Raw genomic sequence first — 25,867 nt, forward strand, 5'->3', positions numbered from 1 at the left:
GGAATGAGGTTCGTCACGATCGAGCACGACGGCGTCGAACGGGTGGGCGTTGTCGACGGGGAGACCATTCGGGTACTGGAAGCGGGCGTTTCGCTGCTGGACCTCCTGCGGGCCGACGGTGCGCGGCTGGAGGAGGCCGGCGAGCGTGCCATGCGAGACCCGGACCTGGTGGTCGCCGGCGCCGAGGCGCACCTGCGGGCGCCGTTGCCCCAACCTCCCAGCGTGCGCGACTACATGACGTTCGAGCGGCACTTCGAGGGCGTCGCTCGCCGGGCGGGAGCGCGAACCCCGGTGCCTCCCGTCTGGTACGCGGCACCCTCGTTCTACTTCACCAATCCGAACTCGGTGCACGGCCCGTACGACGACGTGGCCATCCCACCCGGATGCACGGCGTTCGACCTGGAACTGGAGGTCGCCGTCGTGCTCGGTGCCGGCGGGCGTGATCTGACGCCCGCCGAAGCAGAGCAGCGCATCGCCGGATTCATGCTCATGAACGACTGGTCCGCCCGCGATCTGCAGGTCGCCGAGTTCGCCCTGCCGCTGGGCCCGGCCAAGGGCAAGGACAGCGCGATCAGCCTCGGCCCGTGGTTCGTCACACCCGACGAACTCGCGCCGATGCGTCGTGGTGACTCCTACGACATCGCGCTGACCGCCCGGATCAACGGTGAGGTCATCGGGTCGGACACGGTGAGCAGCATGTCCTTCGGCTTCGGCCAGATGATCGCGTACGCGTCCCGGGGTACGGATGTCCGGGCGGGCGAGGTCTTCGCGTCGGGCACGTGCGGCGGCGGCTGCCTCGCCGAACTGTGGGGGAGGCACGGACCGGACATCAGGCGTCCGCTCTCCCCCGGGGACGTGGTCTCGATCGAGGCGGAGGGACTGGGGAGCCAGATCTCGCGTGTCGTCGCCGGGGCCCCCGGCATCGACTTCGAAGCCTTCCGCGCTCGCCGCGGCTGAGGGGTCGATGGGACAGGAGGCGGGCGCTCGCCGGTGGAGCGCCCGCGCGCGGCGAGAGGGCGGTGACCGGGCCGGACCCCGCCCGACGAAACAACGGCGCGGGGCCCAAGTCCCGGCGGGCGTCCGCGAGATGCCGGGCAGCGGGGTCAGGCGCGACTCGCGGCGAGGCGTGCGGCCTTTCGGATCGAGACGACCGATCGGCGTTCGTCACCCGTGCGGGTCGCGAGCACGACGCTGACGGTGCCGGTGGTCGGGATGACCGCAACTCCCGGGTGGGCGTAGAACGTTTGCGCCAGGATGCTGTGGAACGACAACCGGCCGGTGGTCGCGACCGCCGTCGGTATGGATGCGGGATTCGCGATCCGCGGCGCGGAGAGAATGCTCGCGCCGAACCGGCCGGCCAGGGTCTCGTCGTCGCCGAACCCGTCCAGTCGCAACAGGTCGTGTTCGGCCGCCTCGGTCAGGGGCAGAAAGTCGCGGTGGGCGAGCCGCGAGCCGGCCGGGACCAGTATCGCGAGCGGGGATTCGAAAAGCAGGTCGTGGGTGACGCCCCGGACGGGTTCCAGCGCACCGGTGATGGCGGCGTCGACGACGCCGTCCTGAAGCATGGAGTGCCGTGTGGTGAAATCGAGTTCACGGTACTCGATGGCCAACTCGGGGTGTTCGGCCGTGAATTGGGACCGCATCGACTCCCAGAGACCGGCGGCACCGAACCCGAGCACCCCGAGCCGGAACACCGAGCGCCCCGACGCGCGCGCGGCACGGGCGGGAAGGTCGTCGACCGAGGCGAGCAGACGCCGGGCATCGGCGATCAGGAGCGCGCCCGCAGGGGTCAGCGCGACGCGTCTGCTGGTGCGGTCGAAGACCCGCACCCCCAGTTCCTCCTCGAGTTGCCGGATACGTTTCCCGAACGGTTGCTCCGAGATGAAGTGACGGCGTGCGGCGCGGCCGAAATGCAACTCCTCCGCGAGTGTCACCGCGTAGTGGAGAGAACGAAGATCCAAGGCGCGTCTCCTCGATGATCCTGGCCGCCGGACCGACCGGTCGGCGCATTTCGTCACGCTCGGGATGTGGGCCGGCCAGGGGGTTGGGCGAGCAGGCCGTCGATGATCACGCGGAGTTTCCACGCGGCCCGGGCCTCCCGGTCGCCGCCGGTGAGGCTCGGGGCCAGGGACCGCAGGGTGGGGTACTGCTCGGCGGGCAATGCCCGGAAGGTGGCGTCGAGTCGGCCGGTGAACGTATCGGGTCCGGTCGGGCCGGCGCCGGGCGAGGGTTTGCCGGGGGCCCGCCGGGGCTGTGGGTCGCCGGCGTACTCCAGGGCGGTCGAGTAGATGTACTGGCCGAGCAGGTCGATGGCCCAGGAGCAGGCGTCGTCGTCGAGTCCGCCGGTGCGGAGCAGGCGCGTCACCTCCTCGGTCAGGCGCAGGCCGTGCGGGCCGGGGAGGGCGTCCCGCAGGCCGACGGAGGCGATGTCGTTGTGGCCGGTCAGGGCGGTGATGATACGCCCGACGAGCAGTTCGAGGCGGGTGCGCCAGTCCCCGGCGCCCTCGTCGGGCAGGACCACGTCGGCCACCGCGTGATCGAGGACGAGCGCCATCAGCTCCTGCCGATCGCGGACGTAGACGTAGAGCGAGGCGGGACCGGTCTCGAGGGCCTGGGCGACCCGCCGCAGGCTCACCGCTTCGCAGCCCGACTCGTCGACCAGCGCCATGGTGGCGGCCAGTACGGCGTCCAGGCCGAGCATGGGTTTCGAGGGGCGGGAGCGCGAGCGGGCTTGCGGCATGGCATCACCCTACCTTGACGAATGCTGTTCGTTAAGGGCACGATGCTTGACGAACAGTGTTTGTTAAGCCTGATGGGGAGATCCCGTGACCGTTCCCGCTTCGACGTCGGCCGTCCCTACGGCACCGCCGGCCGCCCATCCGCATCGGTGGCGGATCCTGGCGGTGGTGCTGCTCGCGCAGGCCCTGGACCTGCTGGACGCGACCGTGATGAACGTGGCCGCCCCGTCGGTGCGCGCCGGACTGGGCGGCGGCGCGGCGATCATGCAGTGGCTCACCGCCGGATACACGCTCGCCTTCGGCGTCCTGCTGATCGTCGGCGGCCGGCTGGGGGATCGGTGGGGTCGTCGGCGGCTGTTCGTCCTGGGCGCCGCCGGGTTCACGGTGGCCTCCGCGGTATGTGCGCTGGCACCCTCGCCGACCGTGCTGGTCGCGGCCCGGGTGGCGCAGGGCGCGCTCGGCGCGTTGATGATCCCGCAGGGGTTCGGCGTGCTGAGCGCGGTGTTCGACGAACGCGAACGCGGCCGGGCGTTCGCCACGTTCGGACCGGTGATGGCGCTCGCCGGTGTCGGCGGCCCGGTCCTCGCGGGCGGCCTGATCGCCCTCGACCCGGCCGGACTCGACTGGCGGCTGATCTTCCTGATCAACCTTCCGCTCGGCGCGCTGACCGTGGTCGGGGCACTGCGGTGGATGCCGGCCGACCGGGGAGACCCGCTCGTGCGGATCGACCCGCCCGGCGCGCTCCTGGTCGCCCTGGGGTCCGCGCTCGTCGTCCACCCGCTGATCCAGGGCCGGGAGGCGGGTTGGCCGTGGTGGACGTTCGCGGAAATCGCCGCCGGCATCGTGGCGTTCGCCGCCTTCGGTCGACGTCAACGCACCAGCCGCTCACCGGTCCTGGTGCCGAGCCTGCTGCGCAAACCCGCGTTCGTCGGCGGCCTCGCGGTCACCGCCGCCTTCTTCACCGGCCTCGGCGGACTGCTGCTCGTGCTCTCCCTCCACCTCCGCCTGGATCTCGGCCGGTCCGCGTGGGCGACCGCGCTCTCGCTGTCGCCGCTCGCCGCGGGCATCGGACTTGCCTCGCTCGTCGCTCCGGCGGCGGCCGTTCGGCTCGGCCGCTCACTCCTGCACCTGGGGCTGGGGATCGAGGCGCTCGGCACGCTCGGCCTTGCCGCGGTGGCCGCGTCGGGGCCTCCGGCCTGGGTGCTGTCGATACCCACCCTGGTCGTGGGGCTGGGCGTGGGCCTGGTGTCCGGCACCCTGGTCCAGTCGATCCTGGCGGCGGCCGAACCCGCCGAGGCGGGCAGTGCCTCGGGCGCACTCAACGCACTCCAACAACTGTCCACGGCCCTGGGCGTCGCGGTGTTGGGTACCGTGTACTTCGCCATGCACGACGCCGGCGCCCCCGACCCGGGAGCGGACGGCCTGGTCGTCTGCGCACTGGCGGTGACCGCGACCTGCCTGGTCGGCGCAGCCCTGGTGCTCCTGCTGCCGCGGTCCCGCGCCGCGTAGCCCGCGGACCGACCCCGGCTGCGCCCCGGGCCGTCCCGGATCAGCCGGTACTTCGGTCGCACCCGCGCACCCGACGAGTGACCCGTACCAACCCATCGACCACGTGAGGATCCCGACATGAGCGATGTCATCGTCTTCGGAGCCAACGGCCGCACCGGACACCTCGTCGTCCGGGAGGCCCTGCGCCTGGGCCACGACGTCACCGCCGCGGTGCGCGACCCGGCCCGGTGGCAGCCCCCGACCCCGCAGGACTCGCCCGGCACGGGGAAGTCGACCGTCGTGCGGGCCGACGTGCGCGACGCCGCCGCCGTGCGCTCCGCCGTCGAGGGGCACGACGTCGTGGTCTCGGCGATCGGCCCGCCGGGGCGGCAGGCGAACCGGCTCTACTCCGACGCGGCGCGGACCCTGGTGTCCGCGATGGAAGACGCCGGCATCCCCCGACTGATCGCCGTCACCTCGGGCGGGGTCCACCACCGCGACCCCAACTTCCCCTGGTGGTACCGCAATCTCGTCACTCCGCTGGTTCGGGAGTTGTACGACGACATGCGGTTGATGGAAACGATCGTCCGCCGAAGCGCCGTCGACTGGACCTTCGTCCGCCCCGCCCGCCTGCAGGACGAACCCCCCACCGGCACCTACCGCGTCCTCGACGCGAGCAACCCCAAGGGCGGCCGTAAGGTGACCCGCACCGACCTCGCCCGCTTCATCGCCCGCGAACTCGACGAACACCGGTGGTCCCACGCCGCCCCGACCCTGGCCGAATGACCCGCAGGGCCTGTCCATCCCGTCACCACGCCTCGCTCCCGAAACCGGCGGCGCGGAGGCACGCGCCGATGGCCGTGTCGCCCTGGTGACGACGGGAACCAGCGCCCGATCGGTCCTCGGGTCACGCGGCGGCCCACAGCCGATAGGACACTCGGGCAACGGTTCCCTCGATCGGTCGCGTCCGGGGCCGTCGACGACAAGCCCTCGATACGACGGTTCGCGGAGCACCTCGGCCGGCGCGTGGCGTCGTTCCTCCCGGGCAGGGGAGGGGGTGCGCGGGTAACGTGGACAGGACCCGGAGGTGTTCCGATGGGTACGCAGGACGAGGTGGAACGGCTGCGGCTGCGGGTCCGGTTGATGGACGAGGCCGCGGCGCGTATCGGTGCCGATCTGGATGTGCGGCGGACGGCGCAGGACATCGTCGACGTGCTCGTGCCGGCCCTGGGACGGGCGGCGACCGTCGACCTGTACGTGGCCGTCTCCAAGGGTGAGGACGCGGAGGGCGTGGCTCCGCCGCCGCAGGGGGCGGTCGAGCGTTTCGCGGTCCGCGGTCACCTGCCGGAACGCATGGTCACGGCGGGTAATCGGGTGCCGTCGCTCGCGATAGGCGCGCACGACGCGGCCCTGATGGCCGGGAACGTGGTCGTGATCGAGGACGCCTGGACGTTCATCACCTCGCGGCACGGCGTCGAGTCGGCGTGGCGGATGGTGCCCGACCGGGTTTCACGCGCGATCATCGCCCCGCTGTTCGCGCGAGGGCGGCTCCTGGGGGTGGTGACCGCATGGCAGAACCGGACGCGCGGCCTGCGTTCCGACGACGTCGAGATCCTGCACGAGATCGCCCTGCGCGGTGGGCTGGCCGTCGACAACGCTCGCCGATACGCGCGCGAGCACGCCACGGCGGTCGGGCTGCAACGCCTGCTGCTGCCCCGGGGCACCACGGACACCGACGCGGCCGAAACCGCAGCGATCTACCGTCCGGCCGGGGACGGGGCGGGGGTCGGCGGTGAATGGTTCGACGTGATCCCCCTGTCGTCGACCCGCATCGGCCTGGTCGTCGGGGAGGCCTTCGGCAGGGGGCTGGCCGCCACCGCGACCATGGGTCGGGTACGGGCGGCCATGCTCACCCTCGCCCACCTCGACCTGGAACCGGACGAGCTGCTCACCCACGTGGACGACCTCGTCCGGCGCCTGGGCGCGGAGGCGGAGCCCGGTACGGACCCGGTGGGCGCGAGGTGTGTCTACGCCGTGTACGACCCGGTCACCTCGCGCTGCGTGCTCGCGGACGCCGGCCACCACCCCCCGCTGCTCGTCGCCCCCGGTGGCGAGCCGGCCCTGGTCGAACTTCCGCCCGGACCGCCGTTGGGTGTGGGCGGCACCCCGTTCGAGACGGCGGAGTTGAAATTGGAGCCCGCCTCGGTCCTCGTCTTCCACGGCAGCGGGTTCCTCGATCGGCAGGAGGATCCGGCCGGTGCGGGTCTGCGCCGACTACGGCGCTCGATCGCTCGGCGGTTGCGGGCGGGTACCTCCCTGGCCGATACGTGTCGTGACGTGGTGAACGACACCGCGCCCGAGGGCGATTCGAGGGACGTGGTCCTGCTGTGCGCCCGGACGCGTTCGATATCCCCCGCAGACACGGTCCGGTGGGTGTTCCCGGCCCGGGCGGAGGCGGTGCCCGAGCTCCGCAGGCTGGTGATGGGGCAGTTGGCGGAGTGGCAACTCGACGAGGTGGCCTTCGCCACGGAACTCGTGATCAGCGAGTTGGCGGGAAACGCGGTCCGCTACGGCGGCGAGTCGATGACGGCGCGGCTGATCCGAGGGAAGGATCTGCTGGTGTGCGAGGTCGGCGACGGCAGCAGTACCCAGCCTCGGATCAGACGAGCTCGGAGCACCGACGAGGGTGGTCGGGGGCTGTTCCTCGTTTCCCAGGTCAGCGAACGCTGGGGGTGCCGGTTCGGACCCGACGGCAAGACGATCTGGGCGGAGCAGCGGCTGGACCGAGGGCCGGAGACCCGCCGAGACGCCGATCGGCAGGCCGACGACGCGGTGCCACCCTCGGCGAACCGCACCGGGTAGCGCCCCTCGCCCGGGGCACCGTCGGTCGAAGCCGGCACGTGCAACGGCTCGCACGACCGCGACACGCTCGACCCGGGAGGGACTCGATGACGATCGTGGGCCCTGCGCCCGAAAGCCGCTGTGCGGACGGGTGTCGCGCCTACGGCGGCGCGAACCTCGCCGATCGGACGAGGTGTTGTCGGTGCGACGGCATTCGGCCGCGTCGTGTTCTCGAATCCATGGCACCGCCCCTGGCCGTGCGGCATGCTCGATCGGGCCGGGACGAGCGCGTGGGGGTATGGGATGGCGTCGGAGGCCGGAGCGGACGAGCGGGATCCGCTCGATCAGGTCGTGTATCGATGGAGCCACCGGGACCTGTTGGGCCGTCAGGGCATGGGTCCGGTCGCCGGCTCGCCGGATCCCCGGGAGCTTCGGGAATGGGACCGGGGACTGAACAGCCATGTCTCGATGGACCGTCGATCGTGCCGACACGGGTTCGCCGGCCGCCGCGCTGCTGCTCGTCGAACAACCGCTGCTCGGACCGGTGGTGCGGCGCCTGGTCGCGCGGGTGGAACGCGAGTACGTGAATCCGCAGGGGGAGTGGCGCTCGCGGCGTGCCTACGGCGGGGTGCTCGGCCGGCTGCACGAGGGCATCGCCGCCCTCGCCGAATGCGGCGTGGACGAGGGTGAACTGCGGGCCCTGTTATGGCGGATGGCCCGGATGGTCGCCGAGGACCACGGTCGTTTCCCGTACTTCGCCGATATCATCGCGGGTACGGTCATGCGACTCGGCACGCTCGACGGAGACTGGGCGGAGTACCAACGCGTCCTGGTGCATGCCATGTCGACCACTGACTGCCGTGGACTGTTCCTGCGCGAATACGGTCGGCTCCGGCTCGCGGAACTCGGCATCTCGCCATGACTGGACGGAACCCCGTGGCCACGATGCCGCGGGCGGCGCAGCCGCGGGGAAACCATCCGCCGGTCGAAGTCGGAGTGGGTAGGTGCCGACTTCGGGTTCACGCTCACGTTCGGCCGGTCGTGGAGGTGGGTCCGACGGGTCGTCGCTCCGGCGGGGGCCGGGCGGCTGTGAGGGGTGTGGCGGATCAGTGGGGCTTCGCCTTGTGTCGGAGGGGGAGGAGTAGGGCCGGGATCAGGGTCAGCAGGGTGGCGGCCAGGACCCATCGGAACGTGTCCGCGAAGGCGTGTGCCGGTGCGTCGACATGGTGGGCTTCTCGGCTCTGCAGGATCGCGGCGAGCACGGCTGCGCCGAATGACGCGCCGATGGTCTGCACCGTGGTGATGGCGCTCGTCGCGCCCGGGATGGCGGTGGGCGGCAGTCCGTCGTAGGCGGCGGCCGACACCGGCACGGCGACGGCCGCGACCCCGATGCCGAACACGAGCAGGGACACACCCAGGGCCGCGTCGCCGGTGTGCGCGTCCACCCGGGTGAAGGCGAGTGTGCCCAGCGCGGTGATGGCGATTCCGGTGAGGACGACGGGGCGCGCGCCGATTCGGTCGGTGAGCTTTCCGACGTAGGGCAGGGCCAGCATCGTGCCGAGGCTCTGTGGCGCGAGGAGCAGGCCGGTGGTCAGCGGGCTGTGGCCGCGGACCTGCTGGTAGTACAGCGGCAGCAGGATCATCACGCCGAAGATCGACAACCGGGAGAGAAAGTTCAACGCCGATGCGGCGGCGAACGGCCGGTGAGTGAACAGCCGTGGATCCAGCAGCGGGGCGGCGGTCTGCCTGCGCAGCGCGTGGACGATGAACGCGATGAGCAGAGCCGCACCCGTGGCCAGCAGCGGCAGCCGTGCCGTACGTGCGGACAACCCGTAGACGATCAGGGCAAGGGCGGGGGAGAGCAGCGCCAGGCCGATCGTGTCCAGCCGGCCTCCGCCCTGCCGGTGTGGCGCGCCGGCGGGGATGCCACGCCGGGCGAGAAGGAGCGCGGCCAGGCAGATCGGCACGTTCACGTAGAAGATCCAGCGCCAGCCGACGGTGCCGACGAGCAGGCCGCCGAACATCGGTCCCGCGATCGGAGCGATCTGTCCGGGCACGGCCACGATGCCCATGACCCGTCCGCGCTGCTCGGGCCGAGCCGCCTGCGCCAGGATCGTCATGCCCAGCGGCACGATCATGCCGCCTCCGATGCCTTGCAGGACCCGGAACGCGATCAGGCTTGCCATCGACCAGGCGGCCCCGCACAGAACCGAACCGGCGAGGAAGGCGCCGAGCGAGAACATCCACATGGCTCGGATGCCGAAACGTTCGGCGAGCCGGCCGGTCGCCGGGATGACCGTTGCGATGGCCAACAGGTAGGCGGTGCCGACCCACTGGACCGTGGTCACCGAGGCGCCGAACGTGCGGGTGAGGTCGGCGAGGGCGACCGTGACCATCGTCATGTCCAACATCGCGGTGATGGATCCGATCGCGATGACCGCTCCGAGCTTCAGTACGGCGGGATCGAGGCGGTCGGAGGCCGGTGTGCCGGTCGTCGTGTTCGTCATACTCACGACACTACACCGTATAGTGTAGTGAGACTACACTGTATGGTGTAGCAACAGCCGTGCAGGAAGGAAGCCGTTCGTGCCCGACACCTCGACCCTCCGCCAGGGGTCGCCCGCCAAGCGTTCCGCCATCGTGCGAGCGGCACTCGAGATCTTCGTACGCGAGGGCTATGCACGCGCGAGCGTCGATGCCATCGCGCGGACGGCGGGCGTCTCCAAGCGCACCATCTACGACTACTACGGCGACAAGGAGCGGCTGTTCCTGTCCGCCGTGGAGGAGACCCAAGCCGCGCAGGCCGAGTCCTTCCGGGAACTACTGGACCGGACCCTGGGGCAGCCCGTTGTGCGGACGGCGGATCTGGAGACCGCGCTCACCGACTTCGGCCGGGCATTCGCGACCGAGATCGCCCGCTCCGCCGAACGCGCCGCCGTGCTACGGCTGATGATCGCCGAGGCGTCCCACTTCCCGGCGCTGCTGCGGCCGTCACCCGAGGAGCGCCCCGTCCAGCGTGCCCTGGCCGCCCGCCTGGCCGAACTCGGCGAACAGGGCCTCCTCGACATCCCCGACGCGGACGAGGCCGCCGAGTTCCTGGGCCTGTTGGTCACCGGTCGCGTCAACCACCGTTCCTGGTACGGGGCGGTACGGCTCGACGACGCCGAGATCGACCGGTTGGTGACGGGCGGCGTACGCATCTTCCTGCGCGCCCATGCTCCACGCCTGCCCACGGGATCGGGATCGGGATCGGCTGAAACGTTCGGGAAGTCGAAGTTGTCGTAAGGGAATCGACGGTTCCGCAGGACCGGGCGCCCGATCTCGGGGCGAGGGCCGTGGGGAGCCTCGTGTGGATTCGGCGTCGTCGAACGATCATCCGATAAAGTCGCGACGGCACTTGGTGGCCATTCTTCGGTACTTCACGGACGCGAATTTCATTCGATCACCCTGGGGGAGACGTCATGGCCGGCGAGGAAGAATCGGCGGGGCCCGTCATCGACGTAGCGGTTCCGAGTGTGGCTCGGGTCTACGACTATTTACTGGGCGGAAAGGACAACTTCGCCTCCGATCGGGAGGTCGGGGATCGTCTCTACGCCATTGCCCCGGACACCAGGCGCACGGCCCCGATCCACCGCGAGTTCCTGGCGAGGGGCGTACGGTACCTGGCCGGGATCGGCATCACGCAATTCGTGGACCTGGGTTCCGGGTTGCCCACTGCCGACAACACGCACCAGGTGGCGCACGCGGTCGACCCGCGATGTTCGGTCGTGTATGTCGATCACGATCCGATCGTTCTCGCCCACGGGCGGGCCATTTTGGCGGATCATCCCAGGACCGCGATCGTGCAGGCCGACTTCAGGTCGCCGGAAGACATCCTGTCCGCACCGGGGTTCGAACTGCTCATCGACCTCACCCGGCCCGTGGCCTGGTTGATGCTCTCCGTCGTGCACCACCTCGGGGACGAGGAACACCCGGACGAACTGGTCGATCAGTACAAGTCCCTGATGGCGCCGGGCAGTCACCTCTTCCTGTCCCATTTCCTCCGACGCCCGGGAGACGAACGCATCGACCGCCTGGAGGCCGTCATGCAGGAAAGCCTGGGCAGCGGAAGATTCAGGACGCAGGACGAGATCGAGCACTATTTCCACGGCATGGAAATGGTCGACCCGGGCGTCGTTTCCACGGCCCTGTGGCGCCCCTCCGCTCCCATCGCCCCGAGGGACCTGGAAACCTCCCACATCCTGATCTCGGGCGGAATGGCCAAAAAGATCTGATACTCCAGACTCCGGCTGTAGATTGTGATCAGGCGTCGTGAGAGGCTGCCCTTCGTGATCGCCAAGCTGCAGTGTGTGGTGTTGGACTGTGTCGATGTCGTCGAGCTGTCCCGCTTCTACCAGTCGCTTCTCGGCGGGGTGGTGAACCAGCCGGATCCGCGGTGGTCGCTCGGTGACGACTGGGCGACACTCCATACCGACGGGCTCGTACTGGCCTTCCAGGGGGTGGAAGACCATCAGCCACCAGGGTGGCCGGATCCCGCTCGGCCCCAGCAGTTCCACCTCGACCTGGGCGTCAAGGACCTGGATCGAGCTCAGGAAGACGTCCTGAATCTGGGCGCCTCACTGCTCGATGAGGGGGACGGGAAGCGGAGTTGGCGCATCTTCGCGGATCCGGCAGGGCACCCGTTCTGTCTCGTCCGGGACTGACAGGAGAGGCAACTACCGGGGTCGCGTCTGCGGTGATGGCGCGAGTGCCGAGGCCGCCGTGTGTTCAGCGTCGGGTTGCGGGGATCGGCGTCGCGAATCCCGGCGAGGGGCCGTCGTAGTAGTAGAGGTTGGCGCCGCGGGCTTCCCGTAGGGGAGTTGTCGTTCTCCTCGGCGGCTGGGTGTGTCCGGGGCGCCGGCGTGTGGTGAACATGGAGGGCCGGGGTCCCTCCGGGTCCGCCGTCACTCCTCCGGGCCCGGGCCTCGGGCCCAGCCCCGGGCTTTTGTAACTCACCGACGAGGTACGCCTGTGCGGGCGCCGAGGTGCGCGCGAGCCCGGCCGGGTGGGCGGCGGGTTCGGCCGGTGGGTGCGGTGTTCAACCGGACCGGGGCCCCGTGCGGACGTGCACGCGCTCGCCCCGGCTGCCCGAGAGGCCGAGGACCTCCACGGCCGAGCCACCGACAGGACCGAACCAGTGGGGCACACCGGTGTCGAACTCGACGGCGTCGCCCGGCTCCAGTACCAGTCCGAGGCCGCCCAGGACGAGCCGTACCCGTCCGGACAGGACGTACAGCCACACGTGTCCCTCGTGCGTGCACGGCTCGGGCCGGTTCTGGGTGCCCGGGATGACCAGCTTCCACGCCTGTAGGGGGCTCGGGCGGTCGGTCAGCGGAAACCGGGCCCTGCCGTTGTGCATACGTGGCCTGGTGTGGATCCGGGGCCTGCCCGACTCCGGGGTTCCGACGAGCTCGTCCAGCGGCAACCGGTGGGCGTGCGCGATCGGCAGGAGGATTTCCAGGCTCGCGCGGCGTCGGCCGGATTCCAGCCTGGACAGGGTGCTGATGGAGATCCCTGTCGCCTCGGCCAGTGCGGACAAGGTCAGGCCACGCTCGGTGCGGATGCGGCGAAGTCGCGGGCCGACCCCTGCCAGTGTGTCGGCGACGGGTGAGGACTCGTCCATGCGTCGCATTCAATCCAACCATCGCCGAGGAGGCAACGAAAGTTGCCGATACCGCAAACGCCGCAGCGATGGGGAGGCGAAGACGACGCGGGACCGGGCGGCAGGAAACCGCCCGGGAGGACGGCTCGTGGCAGCGGCGATCGTCGGCACGCACGGCATCCGTCGCCGGGGCGGCGACGGACGGGGAAGCGCGGGGCGGTGCCGACGGCGGCGTGCCCACGACACACCGGTGCGCCTGCGAGCCGTACCGCGTAGCCGTACGACCGTCTGACGGGCGGCTTTTCGAATACTCGACCGGACCGGTCGGACCCCCGGATCGCACGGTCGGCCACCGAAACGGCGGGTGCGCGCCATCCGGGTGAAGTACACGAACTGCCTTGCCCGGAAAGGGATGGACCGCAGTCGATCGGTCAACCTGAAGGACGTGCCGCGCTCTCCCGGCCGGCCGTGGGCGCCCTCCCGGCCCGTCGGCTGCCGCATTCGGCCCGGTCCCCCCACCCCGTCGCCCGGTCCCCCGGCCGCCCGCCGGCGCGGCGCGCCGACCCCGCGACCTTCGCCGTCTCGGAAGGAACCCGCAACCCCCATGAGCAACGACATCGCCTACGCGAAGATCCACCCCGCGATCGGAGTGGCCCGGGTGGGCAACAGCACCCGCGACGACGGCTGGTACTACGGCCCCGAGACACCGGACCCGGACCCGATGCCGGTCGGCTCGCTCAAGGACGCCACCGGTGCCTTCAAGCGCCAGGCGGCCCGCTTCCGCCTCTACGGCTACGACAGCGCCGGCCACGTCGTACGCGAACTGACGGCCGCCGACGCCGGAATCACGATCGAGTGGGGCGTGCACGTCGCGAACCAAAAGGCCGCCTGGTACGAGTTCAGCCTCGCCCTCGACATCCCCGACATGCAGGGCCACAGCACGCCCCGGCGCAACAAGGGCATCGACCGCGGCCGCCTCGTCATCGATCCCGGCCGCAAGACCCTGCGCGCCGGAACCGGCCAGAGCGTGGAGTTCACCGGCGGCACGTTCCAGGACATCCCCGTCCCGCTGGGCCGGATGCACACCGACGAGCACGGCCGGCTCGTGGTGCTCGGCGGCTCCGGCCACTCCGCCGCCAAGAACAACGAGGAACTGCACTCGTTCGGCAACAACGACGGCTGGTACGACGACATCTCGGACGGCCCGGTCACCGCCGCGGTCACCCTGAACGGCCACCCCATCGACGTCGAACCCGCCTGGGTCGTGGTGGGCCCGCCCAACTACGCACCGGACGTCAAGACCGTGCGCACCGTCTACGACCTGCTCCTGGACGTCTTCGTCGGCAACGGCCAACTGCCCCGCCCGACCCCGGTGTCCTTCGAACAGCACATCAAGCCCCTCCTGGAACGCTTCAGCACCCTGCAGTGGGTCAACAAGGGCTTCGCCACCCACTTCGGTTACGCCGGTCCGCAGGACTTCACCACCGCCGAGATGCAGCGGCGCCTCTCCAAGCCCGGCAACACCTACCGCGAGCTGCGCCGCCAGGTGTACACCGCGATGCGCGACTACCAGCGGGACGGCCTGGCGCCGATGACCTGGCCGTGGTTCTACGGCGACGGCATGTCCAGCCGGCCCAAGTCGCCGCTGCAGTACATGACTCTGTCCGACCTCCAGATGGACATGCTGCTCAAGTGGTCCGACGGCGATTTCGTCAGCACCGCCCGGAGCGGCTTCCCGCGCCACCTGGAGGAGGCACCCGTCGCCGATCAGCCCGGGCTGTTGGACCGGGCGGCCCTCGACTTCTGCCTCGCCGACGCCTTCCACCCCGGCTGCGAGGTCACCTGGCCGATTCGGCACGCGACGATGTTCGCCGAACCGTTCCGCATCCTGCACCGCGCCGAGGGGCAGGTGGAGCCCGACTACGGCGCCGAGCTCACTCCCGAGCGGGCACTGGGCGCCGACGGCCCGCTGCACGCCCAGGGCCCGGGTGGTCTGACCCGGTGGATGGCCATCCCCTGGCAGACGGACACCGCGAGCTGCCGCTCCGGCTACGAGTCCACCCTCGGCCTGGGCCCCCGGTACGACCCGCACCTGCCGACCTTCTGGCCCGCCCGGGTACCCAACCACGTGCTGGCCGAGCGCGACTTCCGGGTCGTCAACAAGGAGGGCGGCTCGACGCCCTCGGAGGACGAGCGCGAAGCGGCGTTCGCCAACCGGGCCTCCTGGCTGCGTGGTCTGAGCGGCACCTACAAGGAGCAGTTGAAGCAGGCCGCCGCGGAGTGGCACCACTTCGGAGTGGTGGAGACCCGCCGCTACACCGTCGGCGACAACAAGTACCCGCCGTACGTCCAGGTCGAGTCCGTGCCCGGGTTCGCCCTCGAAGGGGTGCCGGACGACCGGAACCTGGTCACCCTGCACGTCCCGCAGACCGCCGCCGACCAGGTCGCCTGGGGCGCGGCGTTGTCCGCCCTCGCCGAAGACATCGGCATCGCCCCCGAGAACATCACCGTCGGCTACATCGACAAGCTCGACCCGTTCGGGGAGGACGCCGCCAACGGCACCGGCCGCCCCGAGGATCCTTCGTGACGGTGGACCACACCGGTCGGCCGGCGCCCACCGCGCCCGAGTACGACGTGGTGGTCGCCGGCGGCGGCCCGACCGGGCCGCACCGGCCGGAACCGTGCGGCCCCCGCCGACGCCGCACCGTGCGCTGCCGCCGGCCGGCCGACGCCACCGGCCGCCGAGCGGGTCCGGCCATCGCGGCCGACCCGCTGTCGCCGCAGGGCATCCTCACCGCCCTGCACACCGGCATGCGGGCCGGCCGGGCGGTCGACGACCACCTCGGCGGCGATCGCACCGCACTCACCCGCTACGCCGCCGAATTCGACACGATCACCGCCACCCACCCGCGCAACCGGCGCACCTGCCGCGGCCTCGAACACCGATGGCCCCGGCACGCCTTCCGGCACCGCCGCCACACCGCCGGCCCGACGGATCCCGCCGCCGGCCGAGCGAACACCCGACGCGAGCCGATCCCACCCCCAGGAGTGCCCGCATGACCATCCCCGACGTCATCTCCCGGTCCGACACCGACGCCGCCGCCCCCCGCCACGGCCACCGGTTCCTGCTCATCGGCACCGGCACGATCTTCGCCTACCACCTGCCGCTCTACCACGTCCCCGTGCACGCCTTCCAGATGATCAACAAGTTCGGCCTGGCCGAGAGCCTGCGCACGAAGTACCTCGACGACCTCGCGAGCCACGAGGACCAGCAGGTGTACTACTCCCTGTTCTCCGAGGGCCACTGGCCTCTCAAGGAGATCGTCGACGGTACCCGTGACTCGCTGCCCGTGGAACTGGAGCGGGTGACCGTCGACAGCGCCGGCAATCGCACCTTCACCAAGATCCTCGACGAGACCACCGCCACCTGCCGCCCGCAGGACGTCGTCTTCTACAAGCCACTCGACGCCACCACCTACCCCGACAACCTCACCTGCCTCGCCTTCGGCCAGGGTTCCGAAGTCCACCTCGCCCACCAGCTCGCCGCCCCGCCGAACTGGGACGAGGTCATCACCACCACACAACCCGTCGGCTTCCAGCAGGGGGACCTGGACCACGCCGCCGCCGTCGTCATCCCCACCATCAAGGACCCGAAGGGTGTCGTCCAGGAGAGCCCCCTGGTCAAGGGCAAGACCTACAAGGGCCTGATCGGGACCCGCGAGGTCACCTTCACCGTCGGCCGCCAGGGCTGGTGGAACAACACCAGCCTCAATACCTAGCAGCCCCGAAGATCGAGCGCCGCACCATCCACCCCGCTCGCGGTCGCGCCCGGCGGGTTGCCGATTCGTCGGCGACTCGCCGGCCACCCGCCGTGCCGCCACCGTAGAACCACCAGCCTCGCACGCAGCCCCGTCGGCGAAGACCGATGGGGCCGTGAACGCCGCTGCCGTGGTCGGCCCGCAGCGCCCGGGCGTCACCGTCTTCGAACGAAGCCAAGAGGCGGACAGGGAAAGGTGGTTCCCTTCCCACCGGGGCCCGCCCTCGCTGCCGCCGGGCGATGCCGTCGGCCTACACCAGTGCGGCGGCGCCGATGAGGCCGGCGTCGGGGCCGAGGGTGGCGGTGCGCAGTGGGGGTGCGGCGGGGCGGGTGGCCGTGTGTTCGGCGTAGGCGCGTTCCATTGCCGCGCGCACCGGTCCGGCGGCGCTGCCCAGCCCGCCGCCCACCACGATCGCGGCCGGATCGAGCAGTCGGACCACGGCCGCCAGGACCGTGCCCAACGCGCGGCCGGCGGAGTCCAGCACGGCGGCCGCGCGGGGGCCGCCCGCGGCGAGTACCTCACGGGTGCCGGCCACGCCGAAGCGTTCGCCGATGCCCCGCCCGGAGGCGTAACTCTCCAGATTGCCCGCCCAGTTCGGATCCACCGACGCCGGCACCTCGAACTCGCCGAGCGCGATCGCCTCGCCGCGCGCACCGGTCACGGGCCTGCCGTCGAGCACGAACGTCGAGGACAGGCCGGTGCCCAGCGACACGTAGAAGAAGCCGTCGAGTCCACGCCCGGCGCCGTATCGGGCCTCGCCGAGCGCGCCGCAGCGCACGTCCGACCCCACCGCGCACGGGACGTCGAGGGCGAGCGCGGACAACACGTCGAGCGGTTGCTTGTCCCACGCCAACACCTCGCGGCTGGTCAACAAGCCGTCCGCGTCCACGTATTCGGGGAAACCGGCGCCCAGCCCGGTCGTCGTCAGCCCCAGGCGTGCCGCCGCCGCGAGGAGGTCGATCGTCGCCGCCCGGGTGCCGGCGAGTCCGGGGTCGCGCAGCCGCCCGGCGGTGACGGTGGGGCGTTCGTCGCGGTGGAGGACGGTTCCGTCGGCGGTGACGAGCGCGGCGGCGATCTTGGTGCCGCCCACGTCCAGGGCCGCGGTGACGAAGGTGCTCAAGGGGTCTCCAACGGTGGGTTGCTCGTCGGCCGTACGCCGTGCGGGCGGTCGGGCGGCCGGGCCCGCGATGCCGGGCCCGCGACCTCGGGCCGACCGGTCGGGCCTACTCGGTGCCGCGATGCAGCATGGTCTCGAATCGATACGCGTCGCCGCGGTACACCGCCCGGCCCAGCAACACCGGTGTCTCGCCGCGGTCGAAGGTGACCTCCTCGCCGATCAGCACGGGCGAGCCCGCAGGCACCCGCAGCACCTCGGCGGTGAACGCGTCGGCGGCGTCCGCGTGCGCGGTGTACTGGCTGCGCAGGATGTGCACGCCCGCTTCCTCCAGGAGCGCGAAGAGCGAGCGGTTCTCCAGCTCCGCGGTCTCCAACACCGGGGCCCGGTCGCGGACGACCACGGTGGTGTCCAGGCAGACGGGGACGCTGTCCAGACCGCGCACCCGGGTGATCTCCACCACCTCGGAGGCGGGCGCGACGCGCAGCCGGACCGCCTCCTCGTAGCTCGTCAACCGCACCCGCCGGGTCAGCAGCCGGGCGGTGGCGGTGAGCCCGCGGTCACGGGCGATGTCGGTGAAGCTCCGGAGCACGCTCGGCGGTTCGCTGACCACGTCGGTGGACACGTACCAACCGCGTTGGGCGGAGGCGTGCACCCGGCCGTCGCGCTCCAGACCGGCCAGGGCCAGGCGCAGGCTGCTGCGGCTGACCCCCAGCCGCTGGGCGAGCGCGCGTTCGCCGGGCAGCCGGCTGCCCGCGGGGAACTCGCGCCGGTCCAACGCCTGGGCCAGTGCCCGGTAGGCGAGCTGCACGGCGGGTCCCGCGGCGGAGGCGGGGAGATCGTCGCTGACTGTCACAGCGCGAGAACATACCAGAAGAACCAGTGGCCAGACCAGATGCGGATCTGGTCCAATCTCTGGACTAACTGGTCTGCCGTAGGTCATGATCCGGGGGAGGCGACAAGCGGAATGCATCGTTCCGATGCCACCCTCCTGTCCGATGTGGACGATCCGTCCGCTGTGGACTATCCGTTTGATGTGGACCATCCGGTCGATACGGACGGTCCATGCCATATCGACGATCCACGTCACAACCACGACGCGCAAGGAACCCTCAATGCCGGTAAGCGAACCCGTCCGTCTCGCCGTCGTCGGTGCCGGGACGATCACCCAGTCGGTGCACCTGCCCGCGATCCGGCGCCTCGGCGACCTCCTCACCACCGCGGTCGTGTGCGACCTGTCGCCCTCCCGGGCCGCGTCGGTCGCGGCGCACACCGGCGCCGGCGTGCGGGCCGAGACCGAATACGCCCGGGTCCTGGCCGATCCGGACGTGGACGCCGTCCTCCTGGCCACCCCCGGCACCCACGCCCGCGACGCCAAGGCCGCACTGCTCGCCGGCAAGCACGTCCTCGCCGAGAAGCCGCTGTGCCTGACCGTCGCCGAGGCCGACGAACTCGGGGCGCTGGCCGCCGAGCGCGGCCTGGTCCTCCAGGTCGGCTACATGAAGATGTACGACCCGATCACCGCGCTCGCCGCCGCCGAACTGGACACGCTCGACACCCCGCGCACCGTGCGGGTGACGGTGCTGCATCCGGCCGACGAACCCCAGGTCGCGCACCTGCGGATGCCGCCGCCGGCCGACGACGCGGACGGCGCGGTGATCGCCGAGGCGATCCGCTACGAGGCCGAACGCACGCTCGACGCCCTCGGCGAGGTCCCGGCCGCACTCGGCCGCTACTACCGCGAGGTGCTCAACGGCTCGGTGATCCACGAACTCTCGCTGCTGCGCGCGCTCGGCTTCACCCTGCCGACCTCGTTCGACGCGGCCGAGCTGTGGCCGTGGCCGGTCGAGGGCGAACCGCCGTGCCTGCTGGCGTCCGCGCCGCTGGGCGCCGACGGATCCGCGCGCCTGGTGCTCAACTGGAACTGGCTGCCCGACCACCCCGAGTACGGCGAGGAGGTCGCCGTACTCGCCCGCGACGGCCGGCTGCGCCTGGACATGGCCGCGCCCTACCTCGTGGACGTGCGCAGCACGTTGCGGGTCGAGCGCGCCCAGGACGGGGCCAGCCGCGACTCGCTCGTGCGCTCGGGCTACGACACCGGATTCGTCGTACAACTGACGGAGTTCGCCGCGTCCATCACGCACGGCGCGCCGGTGCGTTCGACCGCGAGCGGAGCCGCCGAGGACGTGCGCTGCCTGCAGGCGCTGATCGCGGCGATCGCCCGCCGCGCCGACGTGACCGTCGGCGGCGAGGCCGCCCTCGTGGAAGGTGACGCCCGATGACCACGATCCGACCGACCGACCGCGCCCTGCGGATCGGCAACGCCCCCGTCAGCTACGGCGTCTACGGTGAAGCCGCCGGCGGCGCCGGCACCTCGCCCGAGGCCCTGCTCGCCTCGATGGCCGAAGCCGGTTACGCGGGCAGCGAGTTGGGCCCGCCCGGGTTCTTCGGCACCCCGGCCGAGACCGCAGCCCTGTTCACCCGGCACGGCCTGGCCGCCGTCGGGGCCTACATCCCGGTGCACTACGCGCTCGGGGACGACGTGGTGGCGCACGACCTGGCCCGGATGGAACAGACCTGCCGCGAACTGGCCGCGTGCGCCGAAGCCGGCGGCGAGACGCCGCTGGCGATCCTGGCGGACGAGGGCAGCGAGGCCCTGCTGCACAACCCGGCCCGTGCCTGGGAGGACCGCTCGCTCGCGCTCGACGACGCCGGTTGGCGGCGGCTGGCGCACCTGTCCGCACAGGCCGTCGCGCTGGCCCGCTCGTACGGGCTGCGGACCTCCTTCCACCCGCACATCAGCACCTTCGTCGAATCGCCCTGGGAGGTGGACCGGCTGCTCGACCTCACCGAGGTGGGTCTGACGCTGGACATCGCCCACATCCAACTCGCCGGCGGCGACCCGGTCGAGTGCCTGGACCGCTGGCAGGAGCGGATCAACCACGTCCACCTCAAGGACGTCGACACGAGCGTGCTGGCCCGGGCCAAGGCCGAGCGCCGCACCGACTTCGACACGTGGTGGGCGAACGTGTGCGTGCCCTTCGGCCACGGTGACGTCGACATCGACCGATTCCTGGTCGCCCTCCTGCGCGGCGGCTACCGCGAGTGGCTGCTGATCGAGCAGGACCGCGCGCCGACCCCCGCGGAGCTGTATCCGACCGTGGCCGCCGAACAGGCCGCCAACCACGCGTGGCTCGCGGCCAAGGTCGCCGAACTCGTCTGACCCGACCCCGATCCCGAGGGCGCCGCCCGCCAGGCGGCCGTGCCCTCGGTCCCTCTTGACCACCCACGGTGGTCGGACACGGGAGCAACCATGAAAACTCTGCGCTGGACCGCGGTCGCCGGGATCGCCCTCACCGGCATCCTCGCCACCGCGTGTGGTGTCCCCGGCGCGGGCGGCAGCACCGTCGCCTCCACCCTCGCCGGCGGGCCCGTGACCCAACGGGTCTCCGTCGAGGACGTCAAGGCCATGGGCGACACCAAGCTGCGCGTGCTCGCCGACGCCGGCGAGGAGAACACGCTGAAGGCCCTCGTGCCGCTGTACGAGAAGAAGTACCCGAACGTCAAGGTCGAGGTCGCCACCAAGGGTTTCGACGACCTGATGAAGACCGTCGTCAACTCGATGTCGGGCTCCGCCGCGCCCGACCTCGCCCAGGGCAACCAGGGCTACGGCACCGACGGCCCGCTGGTGAAGGCCGGGCTGATCCGCCCGCTCGACGACGTGACGCGCACCTACGGGTGGGAGAACACCTATACCGAGGGCGCGCTCAAGCAGTACCGCTGGTCGCCCGACGGCTCGATCTTCGGTTCCGGCAGCCTGTACGGCATCAGTCCCGCCACCGAATACGTCGGCGTGTTCTACAACACCGACAAACTCGCGAAGCTGGGCATCGCGCCGCCGCAGACCTACGCCGAGTTCACCGCCGCGCTCGACCGGGTCAAGGCCGCGGGCGAGCAGCCGATCATGCTGGGCAACGCCGAGAAGTATCCGGCGAGCCAGGTCATCGGCCTCGTCCAGGGCCAGAACACGCCCAGCCGCGACGTGCGTTCGTGGATCACCGGCGTACCCGGCACCACCGTGGCCGACCCCGGCACCGTGGACGCCGCCCGGACCGTGCAGGACTGGGCGGCGCAGGGATACTTCGGCCCCGGATACAACGGGATCAGCTCCGACGACGCGGTCGCCAAGTTCGGCGCGGGCGAGGGCGCGTTCCTCGTCGCCGGCTCCTGGAACGCCCCGTCCCTCCAGGAGAACATGAACGGCAAGGTCGGCTTCACCCTGCCCGCCCGCGCCGACGGCACCCGCGCGACGGTGGGCTCGCTGGGCCTGGGCTGGCACATCGGCGCCAAGACCACGAAGCTGCCCGCCGCGGTGGCCTTCCTGGACCTGCTGATGAGCGACGAGTTCGCCCAGACCATCGCCGACGTCGGCCGCACCCCGGTCACCGGCGCGGGCAAGGTCAGGGCCGGCAGCCCCGTGGTCGAGCAGGTCAACACGATCGGCCTCAAGCTCCTCGCCGACGACGGCCAGAACTTCTACCTCGACTGGGCCTCGACCACCATGTACGACACCATCGGTGCCAAGACCCAGGACCTGCTGGCCAAACACACCTCCCCGAGCGGCTTCGCCAAGGCACTCCAGGACGACCGGGACGCGTTCGCGGCCAAGCAGAGTGCGGACGCGAAGGCCGCGTCGTGACCGGCCTGCGCGCGTGGAGCGCGAGACAGTACTGGCCCGCGTTCCTCTACCTGCTGCCGGCCGCCGTGTTCTACACGCTGTTCGTGCTGCGACCGCTGGGCCAGACGGCCTGGGTGTCCCTGTTCAGCTGGGACGGCATCACCGAGGGCCGCTGGGTGGGAGCGGACAACTACTCCGCGCTCCTGGACGACGGCCGGATCCCCTCCGCGATCGGGCACTCGCTCGTCTTCGTCGTCTTCTACGCGATCTTCCCCGTCGCACTGGGGCTGTTCCTGGCCGCGTTGATGTCGCGGATCAGGGTGCGCGGGCTGAGCTTCTTCCGCGCGGTGCTGTTCCTGCCGCAGATCCTGGCGACCGTGGTGGTCGCGGTGTCCTGGCGGTGGATCTACGACATCGACGGCCCGCTCAACGCCGCGCTGCGCGCGGTGGGCCTGGGCTCGCTCGCACGGGCCTGGCTCGGCGACTACGCCACCGCGCTGCCCGCGGTGGGCATCGTCGGCACCTGGGTGATGTACGGCCTGTGCATGGTGCTCTTCCTGGCCGGCGTACAGAAGATCCCCACCGAACTGTACGAATCGGCCCGGCTCGACGGCTGCGGCCCCATCCGGGAGTTCTTCACCGTCACCCTGCCCGCGCTGCGCGGCGAGATCGCCATCGCGCTCGTGCTCACCATCACCTACGCGCTGCGCAACTTCGACCTCGTGTGGAACACCACCGCGGGCGGCCCGGGCACGTCCACGACGGTGCCCAGCGTGTTCATCTACCAGGGCGCCTTCCTCACCCACGAGGTGGGCAGCGCCGCCGCCATCAGCGTCTGCCTGACCGCCGTGGTGCTCGTCGTCACCGGTGTGATCATGCGCGTCGTGCGTGGCAAGGAGGGCTGACCGATGCTCACCAGTCGCCGACAGAACGTCATCGGCCACGCGATCCTCGCGGTCGCCGCCCTCATCGCGCTCTACCCGTTCCTGTCCGTCCTGCTGCTCGCGTTCGGCGAACCCGGCACGCGCACCAGCGGATTCTCCATCCCCACCTCGGTCAGCTTCGACAACTTCACCGAGGCGTGGCGGCGCGGGCTGTTCTCGGACGCGCTGACCTCCAGCCTGATCGTCGCCGCCGCCGTGGTCGTCGGCACGATCGTCCTCGCGGTCCTGGCGAGCTACGCCCTCGCGTTCTTCCCGTTCCCGCTCAAGGGCCCGATGCTCGGGCTGCTGCTGATCGGGCTCGTGATGCCGTACGAGGCGACCGTGATCCCGCTGTACTACCAACTCAAGGACTGGGAACTGGTCAACACCTACTGGGCGTTGATCCTGCCGCAGATCGGACTGTCGCTGCCTTTCGCGGTGTTCTGGATGCGGACCTTCTTCGTCTCCACACCCCCCGCGCTGCGCGAGGCGGCCTCGGTGGACGGCGCGTCCCGCCTGCGCACGCTGCGCTCGGTGCTGCTGCCGATGGCGATGCCCGCGATCGGCACCCTGGCCACGCTGCTCTTCCTCTTCGCCTGGAACGAGTTCCTGCTCGCCCTGGTCCTGGTCCCCGACGACCGCTCGGTGCAGACCGCACCGCTCGCGTTGTCGTTCTTCGCCGGCAACCGCCGCAACAGCGATCCGGGCGTAACCGCCGCCGCGGCCGTCCTGGTCGCCCTTCCCGTGCTCATCAGCTACATCGCCCTCCAGCGCCGCATGATCAGCGGAATGCTCGCGGGCGCCGTCAAGGAGTGACACCCATGCCAGCCCCCCTTCCCCTCCAGGTCTTCGACGCACCGGCGGACCTCGGCGACGCGCTCGCCCGCGAGATCGCCGACGGCATCGCCGCCGCCGACGCGGCCGGCGTGCGCTACGTCCTGGGCTGCCCCGGCGGTCGCAGCCCCAAGCCGGTCTACGACGCGCTGGCCGAACAGGTCGCGGCCCGCGGCCTGGACCTGCGGCACGTGGTGATCGCGATGATGGACGAATACGTGGTGGCCGGCCCGGACGGCTTCACCGACATCGAACACACCGCGCACAACAGTTGCCACCGCTTCGCCGCCCAGGAGATCGTCGCCCCGCTCGACGCCGCCGCCGGGCCGGGGCGCGGCATCCCCGCCGACGCCGTCTGGTTCCCCGACCCCGCCGACCCCGAGGCGTACGACACCCGCCTCGCCGACGCGGGCGGCATCGACCTGTTCATCCTCGCCTCCGGCGCCACCGACGGGCACATCGCCTTCAACCCGCCCGGCGCGCCCCGGGACAGCCGCAGCCGCGTCGTCGAACTGCCCGACAGCACCCGCCGGGACAACCTCGGCACCTTCCCCGACTACGCCTCGCTCGACGAGGTCCCCCGCCATGGCGTGACCGTCGGCGTGCACACGATCGTCTCGCGCTCCCGGCGCGCGGTCATGGTCGTGCACGGCGAGCACAAGCGCGAGGCGGTCCGCCGCCTGTCCGCGGCCGGCGACTACGACCCCACGTGGCCGGCCACCCTGCTCGTCACCTGCGAACGCCCGTCCCTGTACGTGGACCGCGCCGCGGCGGACGCCCGATGAGCGACTCCCCGGACCTGATCACCCTCGGCCGGGTGGGAGTGGACCTGTACCCCGAACAGATCGGGGTCGGCCTGGCCGACGTGCGCACCTTCACCAAGTACCTCGGCGGGAGCGCGACCAACGTCGCCGTCGCCGCCGCCCGGCACGGACTGCGCGCGAGCGTGGTCACCGGCGTGGGCGAGGACCCGCTGGGCGACTTCGTCCGCGGCGCGCTGCGCGGCTTCGGCGTCGACGATCGCCACGTGGTCACCGTTCCCGGACGGCAGACGCCCGTCGTACTGTGCGAGATCTTCCCGCCGGACGACTTCCCGCTCTACTTCTACCGACCCAACGCCCCCGACCTCGCGCTGACCGTCGAGGACCTGGACACCGAGGCCCTGCGCACCGCGCGCATCGTGTGGATCACCGGCAGCGGACTGTCCGCCGAGCCCTCCCGCAGCACCACCCTGCGCGCCGTCGCCGACCGGGCCCAGGGCGGCGACACCGTGCTCGACCTGGACTGGCGGCCGATGTTCTGGGCCGACCCGGACGAGGCACCCGCGTGGTACGCCCGGGCCCTGGCACACGCCACCGTGGCGGTCGGCAACCGCGACGAGGTCGAGGTCGCCGTCGGCACCCGCGACCCCGACGAGGCCGCCGACCGCCTGCTCGCGCGCGGGGTGCGACTGGCCGTGGTCAAGCAGGGACCGGCCGGCGTCCTGGCCCGCACCGCCGGCGAGGAGATCCGGCTGGCGCCCATCCCCGTCGAGGTGGTCAACGGCCTCGGCGCCGGTGACGCGTTCGGCGGCGCGCTCGCGGCCGGCCTGGCCGGCGGACTGCCGCTGCGCCGCACCCTGGAGATCGCCAACGCCGCCGGCGCCCTGGTCGCCGGGCGACACGCGTGCGCCGACGCGATGCCCACCCTCGCCGAGATCGACGACCTGATCGCGCGCTCCACCGCCGACGCCGCCTCGGGCTCCGGGCCCGCCTCCATTCCCGTCTCCACCCCTACCGAAGGACAGCTGTGA

At 71.4% G+C, this 25,867-nt stretch carries 24 protein-coding genes; 18 read left to right on the forward strand and 6 right to left on the reverse strand.

The annotated features are described in order from the left end of the window. Positions 1–3 precede the first annotated feature (3 nt). Positions 4–957 (forward strand): fumarylacetoacetate hydrolase family protein, encoded by a 954-nt coding sequence (locus ACH4U8_RS13060; protein ID WP_395777662.1) that lies wholly within the window; start codon positions 4–6, stop codon positions 955–957. 146 nt (positions 958–1,103) lie between these two features. On the opposite strand, the gene ACH4U8_RS13065 is transcribed toward ACH4U8_RS13060, so the two are convergent. Both ACH4U8_RS13065 and ACH4U8_RS13070 read right to left on the reverse strand, forming a co-directional pair. Next, a complete protein-coding gene (locus tag ACH4U8_RS13065; protein ID WP_395777664.1) occupies positions 1,104–1,961 on the reverse strand; it encodes a LysR family transcriptional regulator in 858 nt (285 codons plus the stop codon). A gap of 53 nt (positions 1,962–2,014) precedes the next feature. After that, positions 2,015–2,740, reverse strand: a complete 726-nt coding sequence (locus tag ACH4U8_RS13070; protein WP_395777666.1) for a TetR/AcrR family transcriptional regulator — start codon at positions 2,738–2,740, stop codon at positions 2,015–2,017. An 85-nt stretch (positions 2,741–2,825) separates the two neighbouring features. Between ACH4U8_RS13070 and ACH4U8_RS13075 the strand changes: the two genes are divergently transcribed. The 4 genes from ACH4U8_RS13075 (at position 2,826) to ACH4U8_RS13090 (ending at position 7,989) form a co-directional block, all read left to right on the forward strand. Continuing rightward, positions 2,826–4,247: an MFS transporter gene (locus ACH4U8_RS13075; RefSeq protein WP_395777668.1), complete on the forward strand. Its 1,422-nt coding sequence runs from the start codon at positions 2,826–2,828 to the stop codon at positions 4,245–4,247. Positions 4,248–4,364: 117 nt separating this feature from the next. Beyond that, complete coding sequence (locus ACH4U8_RS13080; protein ID WP_395777670.1) at positions 4,365–5,012, forward strand: NAD(P)-dependent oxidoreductase; 648 nt, start codon at positions 4,365–4,367, stop codon at positions 5,010–5,012. Between the two features lie 309 nt (positions 5,013–5,321). Then, the gene (locus tag ACH4U8_RS13085; RefSeq protein ID WP_395777672.1) at positions 5,322–7,088 is read left to right on the forward strand and encodes a SpoIIE family protein phosphatase; all 1,767 of its coding nucleotides are present in this window, start codon (positions 5,322–5,324) and stop codon (positions 7,086–7,088) included. Between the two features lie 439 nt (positions 7,089–7,527). Further along, entirely contained in the window at positions 7,528–7,989 is a 462-nt protein-coding gene (locus ACH4U8_RS13090; RefSeq protein ID WP_395777674.1) for a hypothetical protein, read from the forward strand. 184 nt (positions 7,990–8,173) lie between these two features. On the opposite strand, the gene ACH4U8_RS13095 is transcribed toward ACH4U8_RS13090, so the two are convergent. After that, positions 8,174–9,574 carry an MDR family MFS transporter gene (locus ACH4U8_RS13095; RefSeq protein WP_395777676.1) on the reverse strand — a complete coding sequence of 467 codons (1,401 nt, stop codon included), beginning with the start codon at positions 9,572–9,574 and terminating at the stop codon, positions 8,174–8,176. Between the two features lie 79 nt (positions 9,575–9,653). On the opposite strand from ACH4U8_RS13095, the gene ACH4U8_RS13100 reads away from it, so the two are divergent. The 3 genes from ACH4U8_RS13100 to ACH4U8_RS13110 all read left to right on the forward strand — a co-directional run bounded on the left by ACH4U8_RS13100 (position 9,654) and on the right by ACH4U8_RS13110 (position 11,770). Next, the gene (locus tag ACH4U8_RS13100; protein ID WP_360318981.1) at positions 9,654–10,352 is read left to right on the forward strand and encodes a TetR/AcrR family transcriptional regulator; all 699 of its coding nucleotides are present in this window, start codon (positions 9,654–9,656) and stop codon (positions 10,350–10,352) included. Between the two features lie 176 nt (positions 10,353–10,528). Continuing rightward, entirely contained in the window at positions 10,529–11,341 is an 813-nt protein-coding gene (locus ACH4U8_RS13105; RefSeq protein WP_360318983.1) for an SAM-dependent methyltransferase, read from the forward strand. A gap of 54 nt (positions 11,342–11,395) precedes the next feature. Next, positions 11,396–11,770 (forward strand): VOC family protein, encoded by a 375-nt coding sequence (locus ACH4U8_RS13110; protein WP_395777678.1) that lies wholly within the window; start codon positions 11,396–11,398, stop codon positions 11,768–11,770. A 374-nt stretch (positions 11,771–12,144) separates the two neighbouring features. On the opposite strand, the gene ACH4U8_RS13115 is transcribed toward ACH4U8_RS13110, so the two are convergent. After that, positions 12,145–12,738, reverse strand: a complete 594-nt coding sequence (locus ACH4U8_RS13115) for a helix-turn-helix domain-containing protein (RefSeq protein ID WP_360318987.1) — start codon at positions 12,736–12,738, stop codon at positions 12,145–12,147. Positions 12,739–13,312: 574 nt separating this feature from the next. Here ACH4U8_RS13115 and ACH4U8_RS13120 point away from each other — a divergent pair. Genes ACH4U8_RS13120 through ACH4U8_RS13130 form a run of 3 tightly spaced genes read left to right on the forward strand, consistent with a single transcriptional unit; the run spans position 13,313 to position 16,487 of the window. Beyond that, positions 13,313–15,295, forward strand: a complete 1,983-nt coding sequence (locus ACH4U8_RS13120) for a LodA/GoxA family CTQ-dependent oxidase (RefSeq protein WP_395777680.1) — start codon at positions 13,313–13,315, stop codon at positions 15,293–15,295. Then, positions 15,292–15,768 carry a hypothetical protein gene (locus ACH4U8_RS13125; protein WP_395777682.1) on the forward strand — a complete coding sequence of 159 codons (477 nt, stop codon included), beginning with the start codon at positions 15,292–15,294 and terminating at the stop codon, positions 15,766–15,768. Before ACH4U8_RS13120 ends, ACH4U8_RS13125 begins: the two co-directional genes overlap by 4 nt. Continuing rightward, positions 15,765–16,487, forward strand: a complete 723-nt coding sequence (locus tag ACH4U8_RS13130; protein ID WP_395777684.1) for a hypothetical protein — start codon at positions 15,765–15,767, stop codon at positions 16,485–16,487. Before ACH4U8_RS13125 ends, ACH4U8_RS13130 begins: the two co-directional genes overlap by 4 nt. 289 nt (positions 16,488–16,776) lie before the next feature. Here the strand turns inward: ACH4U8_RS13130 and ACH4U8_RS13135 are convergent, their stop codons facing one another. Both ACH4U8_RS13135 and ACH4U8_RS13140 read right to left on the reverse strand, forming a co-directional pair. Further along, a complete protein-coding gene (locus ACH4U8_RS13135) occupies positions 16,777–17,646 on the reverse strand; it encodes an ROK family protein (RefSeq protein ID WP_379991137.1) in 870 nt (289 codons plus the stop codon). A gap of 103 nt (positions 17,647–17,749) precedes the next feature. After that, entirely contained in the window at positions 17,750–18,496 is a 747-nt protein-coding gene (locus tag ACH4U8_RS13140; protein WP_395777686.1) for a GntR family transcriptional regulator, read from the reverse strand. Positions 18,497–18,755: 259 nt separating this feature from the next. Here ACH4U8_RS13140 and ACH4U8_RS13145 point away from each other — a divergent pair, with 259 nt between their 5' ends. From ACH4U8_RS13145 to iolC, 7 genes are all read left to right on the forward strand, one after another. Beyond that, positions 18,756–19,922 (forward strand): Gfo/Idh/MocA family protein, encoded by a 1,167-nt coding sequence (locus ACH4U8_RS13145; protein WP_395777688.1) that lies wholly within the window; start codon positions 18,756–18,758, stop codon positions 19,920–19,922. Next, positions 19,919–20,863 carry a sugar phosphate isomerase/epimerase family protein gene (locus ACH4U8_RS13150; RefSeq protein ID WP_395777690.1) on the forward strand — a complete coding sequence of 315 codons (945 nt, stop codon included), beginning with the start codon at positions 19,919–19,921 and terminating at the stop codon, positions 20,861–20,863. The genes ACH4U8_RS13145 and ACH4U8_RS13150 overlap by 4 nt, the downstream gene beginning before the upstream one ends. A 90-nt stretch (positions 20,864–20,953) precedes the next feature. Continuing rightward, entirely contained in the window at positions 20,954–22,339 is a 1,386-nt protein-coding gene (locus tag ACH4U8_RS13155; protein ID WP_395777692.1) for an ABC transporter substrate-binding protein, read from the forward strand. Then, complete coding sequence (locus ACH4U8_RS13160; protein ID WP_360319005.1) at positions 22,336–23,223, forward strand: sugar ABC transporter permease; 888 nt, start codon at positions 22,336–22,338, stop codon at positions 23,221–23,223. The genes ACH4U8_RS13155 and ACH4U8_RS13160 overlap by 4 nt, the downstream gene beginning before the upstream one ends. 3 nt (positions 23,224–23,226) lie before the next feature. Continuing rightward, positions 23,227–24,057 (forward strand): carbohydrate ABC transporter permease, encoded by an 831-nt coding sequence (locus ACH4U8_RS13165; protein ID WP_360319007.1) that lies wholly within the window; start codon positions 23,227–23,229, stop codon positions 24,055–24,057. Positions 24,058–24,062: 5 nt separating this feature from the next. Further along, the gene (locus ACH4U8_RS13170; protein ID WP_360319009.1) at positions 24,063–24,860 is read left to right on the forward strand and encodes a 6-phosphogluconolactonase; all 798 of its coding nucleotides are present in this window, start codon (positions 24,063–24,065) and stop codon (positions 24,858–24,860) included. Continuing rightward, a complete protein-coding gene (iolC, locus tag ACH4U8_RS13175; RefSeq protein ID WP_395777694.1) occupies positions 24,857–25,867 on the forward strand; it encodes a 5-dehydro-2-deoxygluconokinase in 1,011 nt (336 codons plus the stop codon). The genes ACH4U8_RS13170 and iolC overlap by 4 nt, the downstream gene beginning before the upstream one ends.

The organism is Embleya sp. NPDC020886 (genome assembly GCF_044333915.1).
GTDB lineage: Bacteria > Actinomycetota > Actinomycetes > Streptomycetales > Streptomycetaceae > Embleya.

What these genes read in the sequence shown, in the direction of transcription:
- ACH4U8_RS13155 (WP_395777692.1), top strand. Translation starts at nt 20,954, where the DNA reads ATGAAAACTCTGCGCTGGACCGCGGTCGCCGGGATCGCCCTCACCGGC.
- ACH4U8_RS13080 (WP_395777670.1), top strand. Translation starts at nt 4,365, where the DNA reads ATGAGCGATGTCATCGTCTTCGGAGCCAACGGCCGCACCGGACACCTC.
- ACH4U8_RS13130 (WP_395777684.1), top strand. Translation starts at nt 15,765, where the DNA reads ATGACCATCCCCGACGTCATCTCCCGGTCCGACACCGACGCCGCCGCC.
- ACH4U8_RS13170 (WP_360319009.1), top strand. Translation starts at nt 24,063, where the DNA reads ATGCCAGCCCCCCTTCCCCTCCAGGTCTTCGACGCACCGGCGGACCTC.
- ACH4U8_RS13150 (WP_395777690.1), top strand. Translation starts at nt 19,919, where the DNA reads ATGACCACGATCCGACCGACCGACCGCGCCCTGCGGATCGGCAACGCC.
- ACH4U8_RS13120 (WP_395777680.1), top strand. Translation starts at nt 13,313, where the DNA reads ATGAGCAACGACATCGCCTACGCGAAGATCCACCCCGCGATCGGAGTG.
- ACH4U8_RS13145 (WP_395777688.1), top strand. Translation starts at nt 18,756, where the DNA reads ATGCCGGTAAGCGAACCCGTCCGTCTCGCCGTCGTCGGTGCCGGGACG.
- ACH4U8_RS13060 (WP_395777662.1), top strand. Translation starts at nt 4, where the DNA reads ATGAGGTTCGTCACGATCGAGCACGACGGCGTCGAACGGGTGGGCGTT.
- ACH4U8_RS13115 (WP_360318987.1), bottom strand. Translation starts at nt 12,738, where the DNA reads ATGCGACGCATGGACGAGTCCTCACCCGTCGCCGACACACTGGCAGGG.
- iolC (WP_395777694.1), top strand. Translation starts at nt 24,857, where the DNA reads ATGAGCGACTCCCCGGACCTGATCACCCTCGGCCGGGTGGGAGTGGAC.
- ACH4U8_RS13070 (WP_395777666.1), bottom strand. Translation starts at nt 2,740, where the DNA reads ATGCCGCAAGCCCGCTCGCGCTCCCGCCCCTCGAAACCCATGCTCGGC.
- ACH4U8_RS13085 (WP_395777672.1), top strand. Translation starts at nt 5,322, where the DNA reads ATGGGTACGCAGGACGAGGTGGAACGGCTGCGGCTGCGGGTCCGGTTG.
- ACH4U8_RS13095 (WP_395777676.1), bottom strand. Translation starts at nt 9,574, where the DNA reads ATGACGAACACGACGACCGGCACACCGGCCTCCGACCGCCTCGATCCC.
- ACH4U8_RS13105 (WP_360318983.1), top strand. Translation starts at nt 10,529, where the DNA reads ATGGCCGGCGAGGAAGAATCGGCGGGGCCCGTCATCGACGTAGCGGTT.
- ACH4U8_RS13090 (WP_395777674.1), top strand. Translation starts at nt 7,528, where the DNA reads ATGTCTCGATGGACCGTCGATCGTGCCGACACGGGTTCGCCGGCCGCC.
- ACH4U8_RS13165 (WP_360319007.1), top strand. Translation starts at nt 23,227, where the DNA reads ATGCTCACCAGTCGCCGACAGAACGTCATCGGCCACGCGATCCTCGCG.